A 9,092-nucleotide genomic window follows, 5' to 3' on the forward strand; every position below is an offset into this window, starting at 1 on the left:
CTCAGCGTCGGGTTTTGAAGGGTTGTCATCCGTTATGATAATTGTACCAGAAGGCAATTGATAGCCTGTTAAATTCCCTTGTTTCCACCACCTCCAAGCCGTTCGATAACTTATTCCTGCTTTTTTTGCCTAGTCTGATAGTTTCCTGTCTATATATTACCATGTCTGACTATATCTGACTATATTTGTATTGAAACTTTACAATACTTGCTAATCAACTATTGGGACTTAGACAAAAAACAAATCGAGAAAAGCCTCAACTCCAATCCCCGCTTAGGATTTACTTCGACCAAGCCCAAAATCGCTGAAACCCAGATATATCAAGGAAAATCATAAATCGAGGTTAACCCTTTGTCCCGTAATGGTTTGAGCCTTTTTTGCTGACCGAAAACGCCTAAGTCCCACTATTTCAGCTGCAAGAACGAACCTCATGTATCTGAGAAACGCTATAATACTGCTCACTTAAAACTCAAATCTGATCAGTGATTAGGAGTTGATTTTAGCTTTTTTGGCGATCGCTAGTAAGAGGTAGATCACCAGTAGATACATCATTGGTAACACTAAGGTCATGGTAGGCATTGTTTGATTAGGGAGGAGAGAAGATAGTTAAAATTAGGTAGGCTCGATCTTTCCCCATTGATCATTGAATGACTAGCGACGAGAAAACTAGCTAAATCTGCAAACAGATCGAGCTTATCCGTCAGTCACTCTACCAAGGGACTGGGATCGAGTTGGACAGGTAATCGTTTTCAACTCCATTCTTCCCACTAGAAACCGACGAGAAAAAATTCCTCATCTTAACAATTCCTAGGTGAGAACTGGGGGTTAATTTCTTGCAACTGCCACTATCAACTTAACATAAGTTGTCAAGTACTGGGAAAAAAAATTTTTTAAGCTCGATCGAAAGGAGAATAATCAAGATTTTGCGAAGAAGATTGTCGTCGTAATCATACGAAATCCTGTTTAAAAGGTAATAAAATATTGGGAAGTGGGGAGTGGGAAGTGGGTTTTTAAAGTTAGATTGGCAGTTAATCGTACTATTAAAAACGGCTCTGGTATCAAAAAGTCTCAGGGAATTATCCTACAGTTGGGAGAGTAGTTTCCGAGCATCGGCGATGATTTTATCACCCCAGAGATTTTTTTGCAGGGTTTCAACCTGAGAAAATTCAGGGTCGATTTTAAGCGCGCTTTTAGCGAGTTTGATCGCTTTCCCCGTATTGCCTTGACGGTAGAGAGTAACAGCGAGAGCCAGTTGATTTTCGGCAGATTGGGGGTTAATTTCGAGACTTTTTTGAAATTGGCTACTAGCCAAGTTTAGATCGCCTTGTTCGTAATGAATTAAGCCGATATTGGTAATCGCAATCAGATTTTTTTCGTCCAGTTCGAGAAGTTTTTGATAGTCTTGGAGAGCTTCGGGATAGCGTTTTTGTCTTTTGTAAATTTCTCCTCGGAAATTATAACTGAACTTCCCACGTACATATCTACTATAACTGGACTTCCCCCATACAGAAATACTAAAAAATTAACAAAACCCTTACTGCAGGTCGCTTCTAAGAAAAAATTGACAAGCTGTCACTGGGTACATTTTACCTTTGAAAATGGCTGTACCGTTGACTGTATCTGGAGTAGAGCGATGACCTAGAGTTGGCTGTATAGTGATCGCTAACCTTATTATAACAGATGGTCTCATTAATCTCTAGAGTCAGCGATTCCCTCTGTAGCCATGTTTTTGCTGGTTTTCTGCCCCGAAACAAGCTATAATGGTCGAAGGGTCAAATTTAAAAAATTTTGCCTCAAACCCTATCTGCGTAACGATTTCAGGAGTTTGTAGCCAGTATTTAACTAGTATTACATTGCTTTAACTCAGGCTCTGTAAGACTTTTAGGCATAGCTAGTATATTTATACGAGGGAAGTTCAGCTATAACAGCCGAAAACCCTTATCCATCAATGGATGCACCCATTAACTTCTCTTGATGTACCCATGGAATTTGTAGAATTTCTTAATAGACAAAAATTCTCTCTATTTGCTAGAATAGTGGTCATGTATATAGAAAAAGTTCCTAACCGTAATTCCCCCCCAGGGAAGTCCTAGAAATGCTGATTTAGTCACGATTTTATATTAGTTAATATTTGCCCTTATGCTTGCTATATAAGCTTATCAGACTACCAGTACTTCGGATTTTGGGCATGATTAATTTCTCAAGGATAAAAAAACCTAGAAATCAGTTTTTAGGATGGGAAACAAGTTGAATATCGATTTTATTTTTCTTGAATTCCCACTCTTGACCTCTCAGCCTTCCAATCTTCCAGAAATTTTCCTTGTTGCCGGAGAACTATGATACAATGGCATCAAAAAATAGAGGAAAAAATTTTTTTATCATGGACAAGGTGTCAACACCAAGCCTATCAATTGTTATTCCCACTAGAGAGGGATTTACTGACCACTGGTTTAATGCGCTGACCGAGGTCAAGGGAGAAGTAGAATTTATCTTGGTTCATCCACCAGGAGCACCTAAGTATCCCACGTCCGACCCCAGGGTACAGCAAATAGTCAGTCCCTTGCGGGGAGAAATTATTCAAAGAATTAGTGGGTTAATGAATGCGACAGCACCTTACACACTAACCATTAATTGTGATGAGTTGCTTCATCCCGATATCTTGACCATGGTTCTACAGTATTTCCAGCGATTTCCAGATAGCTGGGTGATGAGACTCTGTACTCAGCGATTTCAGTATGGGGAAACAAAAGAACTGAGCAGTCCCTGGCAACCGCTGCCCCGGATAGAAGAACTAACTGTGTGGGATAAAAGCTCCAAAAATCAGGATGGCTCAGATCGAAGTGGCTACTTAAAGGAAATTCCCATCGTTCCTTTTGACAAAAGAAAGTTAGATTTGATGTGCTTTGTGCGCGAAAGAAAAGATCATCACAGCCCTCATCCTAAAAATTTTGATAAAAAAGTCTGGCTCCCTCAAATGGTACAGGCAACCGGCAAATATATCGTTAGTTTATTTATGGATAGGGAGCATCTCATTTATGCAAGCGAGTAATTATACCTGTCGCTAAAACTGGCTTCTAGCAAGGCTTTCAAAATAGCTTGACATAAAACCTAATTTAGGGCCTACAAAGGTGAAATGCTCCCGTATGGATATATGTGGAATCTGGTGATTACCAATCTCAGGGAAGTTCCCCAAAAATATGTACTTTATCGACTAGGAAAAGAGGGATAGTCAGCTAATCATGATCAACTCACCAATTCTATCAATCGTTACTCCAACTCTGGGCAAATTTTCCGAATATTGGTTGCAACAACTTCTGGCAATTCAAGGGGAAGTAGAATTTATTTGGGTTTATCCTCCCGGGGCAGTTACCCCTTGCGTAGAAGACCCCAGAGTCAAAATTTTTCATAGTCTTTATCAGGGAGAAACAGCCCAGAGAGCCGTCGGTCTTCTCAATGCTTCTGGTCAATATGTGTTGGCTCTCGATGATGATGATTTCTTGCATCCCCAAGTGGTTGCCTTAGCGAAAGATTACTTTGATAATTTTCCCCAAAGTTGGCTCTTACGTCTCCATAAGGGGGGAATTGATTATCTCGATGAGGAAAGAATTAAAGCTCCCTGGCCAGAGCTACCCGCTATCAATCAGTTAAATATCTCTAGAAAAAGACAAGATAAATACCAAGATTTAGTGGAAGTTCCTATCGCTCCCCTGGATAATCCTTTCGAGTTAAGACTAGCTTTATGGCCCTACGCCAAAAGAAAAGATTTTCATGGCTATCATCTAGAACCTTTCAATAATAATATTTGGAAAACAACCCTGGTGAAAGAAGCCTTAGATGATTTTGTCCGCAGTATGCGGATAGGAGAAATTTTAACTTGGTTGCCTCTCTGGGGATTTGATAGAGCTTTAGGGTTGTTTCTGCAAGCGAAGTTTTTTCAAAAAGATATGTATATCGGCCATTGGATGCCCGAACCCAGTCAAATAAGATATATAGTCAGACCTTACTCCATGAAAAGCCCAAGAATTCTTTTTCCTTCCGATGCTTTACTGGTCAAGCGATTTCCCCAGTATGGTTATTTCTGGAATCTTGTCTTCGAGGAGTTATACAATGGCATCAAGACCAAAATCAAAAGTCTCCGGAAAGCATGACTAATTATTGTGATATCCTTTACCAATCGGGTTTTATTTCCGAATCACTCAAGTCACCGAGATAGGCTTTATCCATTACTAGGCTCAATTGAAGTTGGCTGTATAAGCTATATGCTGTCAGGGTTTCCTCTTTAACTACTCTCTGCTTCATTATTTCTTAACAAAAAGTCTCTTAATCACGAGGTTAAACCCGATTTCGGAAATTAAAAAGTTTAGGGAATTCAATCTGACTCTTATTATAGTCTTGGGGGATGCCTATGTCAATAAAATATTCGTCATAAATAAGGCCATAGATAGGAATTTTCTCGGTATAAACTTTTAGAAAGTCGTCCTCAAAAGAAAATTTTGATGGCAGATCAAAGCCAGACAATATTTTTTTTGCTACACAATATATACCGCCATTAATATAGCCCTTATCTTGATATTTTTTGGATTCAAACCCGATAATTTTTTGGTCATCATCTAGCAGAACATTATTATAACGATCAAAGTCAGTTAGGGGCTTCAGAGCAAGGGTTATCAGGGATTTTTTTTGATTATGCAAATTAATTAAGGCGGATAAATTGATATTAAACAAGGTATCTCCGTTAACAATTAATGCTTGTTCGGTTTCAATTTTATTTAAGGCCAACCGGAGCGCTCCTCCAGTTCCCAAGGGTGTATCTTCTATCAGATAATTTAGTTCGTATTCCTGGTAATTATCGCCAAAATGATCGATAATTTTCTGATATTCATAGCCAACAGAAACTAAAAATTTGTTGCTAATTTTTTGAGAGATTAGGTAATCTAATAGATATTCTAAAAAAGGCCTGTCGGCAACGGGAGCCATGGGTTTTGGTAAAGTGTTGATTACTGATCGCAACCGGGTTCCTAACCCACCTGCCAGAATAATTACGTCCATAGATACACCTCAAAAATCTGAATTATTGCCAATCTTTTAAAAACTATTTTTAGGGTTATAGGGATAATCCTTCCCCATCGAGCCTTGGCTTGTTATAATGTCCATGCTTGGGTTCCGTATTTAGTAAAATGAAAATTAATCACTTGGCCTCCTGCTGCTTTCAAAGCTTTAGTTACTTCGATTTTCTTGGTAGGATCGACCATAAAGATAATAAAACCACCGCCACCGGCTCCCGATATTTTGCCCGAATAGGCCCCGGTTTCCCTCGCTACCTGATAAATGTGATCGATCTGCGGATTACTAATTAATTTGGATAATTTCTTTTTCGCTTCCCAAGAAGTTCTCAGAATTTCTGCTATCCCCATAAAATCTGATTTAAGCAGTGCTTCTTTAAAGAGAATTGCCTCTTTTTTGAGTTGATGGGTAGCGGCGATCGCCTGCTCATTTTTTTCTTGGACATTCTGAATTTGATCCTCAATGACTTGAGATGAGTAGCGAGAAATGCCTGTATAGTAGAGAATCAAAGAGACTTCCAATTCATTGATCACCCAATTTTTAATTCTCAAAGGATTAACTATGACTCGATCTTGTTCATAAAATTCCATAAAATTAAAGCCGCCAAAAGTGGCAGCGTACTGATCCTGTTTACCCCCCAACCAGCCTAGGTCAATTCGTTCGATTTCGTAGGCTAAATGGGCGATATCGTACTCGCCTAGGGGTAATTTTAACAGTTCCACAAAGGCTTTAACTATGGCCACGGCTAGGGTAGAAGAAGAACCCAATCCCGAACCGGCCGGCGCATCGGAAAAGGTGGTGATTTGCAGCGGTAAAGGTTGCCCTTGATTAAAGTCTTTAATCAAACGATTATAGACCGCTTTGTGCAGATCGAGAACGCCGTTATAGGGGAGAGGAAACTGAAGGGTTTCTATTTGTTGTTCTCCCCGATCGGCGGCAACAAAAATGACTTGTTTGTCAGTAATTTCCGTGACTGTACAGTAGGCATAGAGATCGATAGTAGCGTTGAGAACGTAACCCCCATAAAGACTACAGTAAGGCTCGACATCGGTGCCGCCACCACCTAAACCTAATCTTAAAGGAGCTTTGGTTCTGATAATCATGGGTATGCTGTTTCGGTTGATTTTTTGCTAGGAGATTTTAGTTGGGAAAGAGCGCTTCTTCGATCGCTAAACAAATAGTATGAAGAACAAAACCATGACCTTCTTGAATGCGCGGGGTACTGGTGCTAGGAATCATCAAACAATAATCGGTTTTTTCCTCTAGAGCTAATCCCTTCCCCCCAGTTAAACCGATGCTAGTGAGACCTTTTACTTGACAAACTTTAAGAGCTTGATGGATATTGGCGGAATTTCCCGAAGTGGAAATACCGATAAACACATCGCCAGGGTTTCCTTCCGCTTCTATCTGGCGGCTAAAAATATATTCGTAACCATAATCGTTAGCGATTGCTGTTAAACTGGCGATATCGCTATTGAGAACGCGCACTGGCAAAGACTGTCTTTCTTTGAGAAATCGGCCGTGCAGCTCACCGCCAAAATGGATAGCATCGGCTGCACTGCCTCCATTACCGGCGACTAATACTTTGTGGTTGTTGCGATAAGCATGGATACATACTTGGCAAATCTCTTGGATTTTTTCTAGATATTTTGTCTCAGTTAGTAGGGTTTTCTTCAGGTTATAAGCTTCTTCCAATTCGGTCTTGATTAAAATTGACAGAGACGGATCACTCTGGAAACTATCTAATTTTTTGTTTGATTTTTCCACCATTCGCATAGGTTTGATTTTCCAATTTTTATTAGTTGAATAAATTTAACTCTCAATCATCCTGTCATTACATTGAATAGTATCAAAAGACCAGAATCGCTGTCCATTAATTGGGTACAAAAACCCTAGCACGGTAGAATTGATCACGGGACAAGAAAAACAGGCCAATGATAGTTCTAGAGAAACCTAGAGCGATCGAGTCAAAAGAGTGATCTTTTGCCAGTTATTCTGGGAATATACCACAAACGCCCCAACCTTAGCACAATTTGTTTTGTTTGTAAATAAACTTTTGATCTATTCTGGCCGAGACGAGGGATTTCTGAGCGGGGGATTCAACCTTTGCCAGTCTTGGCCTTTTGTTTGGCCCAACAAAAATGTTAACAATTCATGACAATACTGCTGATATAATCAAAAGTCCAAAGGCCTGACGGCGTATAATATGCCCTGATTGCTATACTCTGACATCTAGATAGTAAAGAGAAGCAATTTAGCCGAGAAAAGTAGCACAAATCGCGACAATACCGCAAATTTTGTCTGTCCATCGGTTCAAGCTCTCGTCCCTGACAGAAGAACTGAGAATTCTAGTCCCCGACTCTAAAAAGTCCAACATAATGAATCCTTTCCCCGCAATTTCCGTCAATGACGGCGACCAAAAATACCCCTATCCGCCACCTCCTGGCAATTCTGACCGCGAAAGCGAAGATGGAGCAAAAAAGAACAAAGCCTTATTTCTCGATCGAGATGGGGTAGTTATAGACTATATCCCCTACCTGAGTAAACCAGAACAGGTGAGCATTCCCGCCGGGGCAGCGGCTGCCTTAAAACAGTGGCAGGATGCTGGCTATCTGCTGATCATCATTACCAATCAATCGGGACTTGCTAGGGGCTATTTCACTTGGGATGATCTAGCGGCGATTCACGGGCGCATGATCGAGGAATACCGACAATTGGGGGTGCATTTTCACGATCTTGCCATCTGCCCGCACCATCCCGACGAAGGTTGTCTGTGCCGCAAACCCTCCCCCTATCTGCTGCTGGCCGCCGCCCACCAATACGGAATCGATTTAGCCGGCTCGTTGTTTATCGGCGATGCGGCCAGTGATCTAGAATGCGCCCTAGAAGCTGGTTGTCAGCCCGTATTGCTCTTAACAGGGCGAGGAAAAGTCACCCTTGGGGAGATCGAGAAATACCCAGTTCAGATTCCTGTATATAGCCAACTAAAGGAAACGGTAGAATTATTGTCAAAAACCGCTGCCGAACCAGAATTATGAGAATATTAGTCCTTTTTTGCAATAAATTTCCCTATCCACCTAGTCGCGGGGCAACCGAGGGGAGAACTTTTAACCTGATCAAATGTCTTCATCAAAACCACGATGTCACCCTGTTCGCCCGTCGGGTGGAGAATGTCACGGAAACTCAGATCGAAGAACTCAAAACCTTTACCGATCATCTTGTCTTATTTCCGCCCCGGCAAATTCCCGCTCCAGGCAAGGGACTGACAAAACTAATCGGTCAAACAGGGCGCTTTCTGGAGGGAATAGTACAGATGACCCCTGCTAGTGTTCTTAGTTATCGTTCGCCGCTCATTCAAGAGCGAGTAGATGAATACGTCGAGCAGCAAAAATGTGATGTGATTCTCTGCGCTCAGAGTATCAGCGAGATTTTTGTCCGGCCGGAATACCGTCAGCGAGTCAAAACAGTAGTGGATATTCACAGTTCCGTGTACGGTTGGACACGCAATCATTTAGATAGAGGAGCCTCCGCCTATCCGCTGCGGGATTTTCTCTATCTGCCCTTACTCTATCAGTACGAAAAACGTTACTGTGCCAAGTTTTCGCAATTAGTGGCTACTACCGATTACGATCGCGAACAATTATTACAAATTCTACCAGAAGCAAAGGTGGCTATCGTTCCTAATGGCGTTGATTTAGCCATGTTTCCCTATCGTCCTCGGGATCCCGGCGGTCATAATTTGGTCTTTGTCGGTTCCATGAGTTCTACCCATAATATCGATGCCGCCCGTTTTTTTGCTTTAGAAGTCTTGCCAGTCATCGAAAATTTTGGGTCTGAAACCCCGTCGTTTCACGACGGCTTTACCGTTAAATACTAGCGCATTTACCAAATATATGCTAAAATGCTCCCCATGGAAAAAGCCTATTCGTTTCGATTTTACCCCACACCCGAACAAGAGTCGCTATTGCGGCGCACTTTGGGCTGTGTAAGATTAGTTTACAATAAAGCTCTCCACGAACGAACACAAG

9 protein-coding genes and 1 pseudogene are annotated in these 9,092 nt (G+C 41.4%); 5 read left to right on the forward strand and 5 right to left on the reverse strand.

Translation table 11 applies throughout. The annotated features are described in order from the left end of the window. Positions 1-1,081: 1,081 nt before the first annotated feature. On the reverse strand, positions 1,082-1,513 hold the full coding sequence (locus EWV84_RS08635) for a tetratricopeptide repeat protein (RefSeq protein ID WP_287077677.1): 432 nt from the start codon (positions 1,511-1,513) through the stop codon (positions 1,082-1,084). An 867-nt stretch (positions 1,514-2,380) separates the two neighbouring features. Here EWV84_RS08635 and EWV84_RS08640 point away from each other — a divergent pair. After that, complete coding sequence (locus EWV84_RS08640) at positions 2,381-3,049, forward strand: glycosyltransferase family protein (RefSeq protein ID WP_287077669.1); 669 nt, start codon at positions 2,381-2,383, stop codon at positions 3,047-3,049. A 190-nt stretch (positions 3,050-3,239) separates the two neighbouring features. Continuing rightward, positions 3,240-4,148 carry a glycosyltransferase family 2 protein gene (locus EWV84_RS08645; RefSeq protein ID WP_287077670.1) on the forward strand — a complete coding sequence of 303 codons (909 nt, stop codon included), beginning with the start codon at positions 3,240-3,242 and terminating at the stop codon, positions 4,146-4,148. A gap of 19 nt (positions 4,149-4,167) precedes the next feature. Here EWV84_RS08645 and EWV84_RS08650 read toward each other — a convergent pair whose 3' ends face one another. From EWV84_RS08650 to EWV84_RS08665, 4 genes are all read right to left on the reverse strand, one after another. Continuing rightward, the gene (locus tag EWV84_RS08650) at positions 4,168-4,299 is read right to left on the reverse strand and encodes a hypothetical protein (RefSeq protein WP_287077671.1); all 132 of its coding nucleotides are present in this window, start codon (positions 4,297-4,299) and stop codon (positions 4,168-4,170) included. Positions 4,300-4,332: 33 nt separating this feature from the next. Then, positions 4,333-5,049: a nucleotidyltransferase family protein gene (locus EWV84_RS08655; protein WP_287077672.1), complete on the reverse strand. Its 717-nt coding sequence runs from the start codon at positions 5,047-5,049 to the stop codon at positions 4,333-4,335. 92 nt (positions 5,050-5,141) lie between these two features. Beyond that, positions 5,142-6,167 (reverse strand): GHMP family kinase ATP-binding protein, encoded by a 1,026-nt coding sequence (locus EWV84_RS08660; protein ID WP_287077673.1) that lies wholly within the window; start codon positions 6,165-6,167, stop codon positions 5,142-5,144. A gap of 37 nt (positions 6,168-6,204) precedes the next feature. Continuing rightward, on the reverse strand, positions 6,205-6,840 hold the full coding sequence (locus EWV84_RS08665) for a D-sedoheptulose-7-phosphate isomerase (RefSeq protein WP_287077674.1): 636 nt from the start codon (positions 6,838-6,840) through the stop codon (positions 6,205-6,207). Positions 6,841-7,442: 602 nt separating this feature from the next. On the opposite strand from EWV84_RS08665, the gene EWV84_RS08670 reads away from it, so the two are divergent. From EWV84_RS08670 to EWV84_RS08680, 3 genes and pseudogenes are all read left to right on the forward strand, one after another. Next, complete coding sequence (locus EWV84_RS08670; protein WP_287077675.1) at positions 7,443-8,102, forward strand: D-glycero-alpha-D-manno-heptose-1,7-bisphosphate 7-phosphatase; 660 nt, start codon at positions 7,443-7,445, stop codon at positions 8,100-8,102. Beyond that, positions 8,099-8,887 (forward strand): annotated as a pseudogene (locus EWV84_RS08675) (glycosyltransferase); the annotation flags it as partial. The gene EWV84_RS08670 and the pseudogene EWV84_RS08675, both read left to right, overlap by 4 nt. An 87-nt stretch (positions 8,888-8,974) precedes the next feature. Beyond that, positions 8,975-9,092, forward strand: a 118-nt coding sequence (locus EWV84_RS08680) for a helix-turn-helix domain-containing protein (protein ID WP_287077678.1), incomplete at its 3' end; no start/stop codon positions are given.

It is taken from the genome of Microcystis sp. M_QC_C_20170808_M3Col (genome assembly GCF_007095505.1).
Lineage (GTDB): Bacteria > Cyanobacteriota > Cyanobacteriia > Cyanobacteriales > Microcystaceae > Microcystis.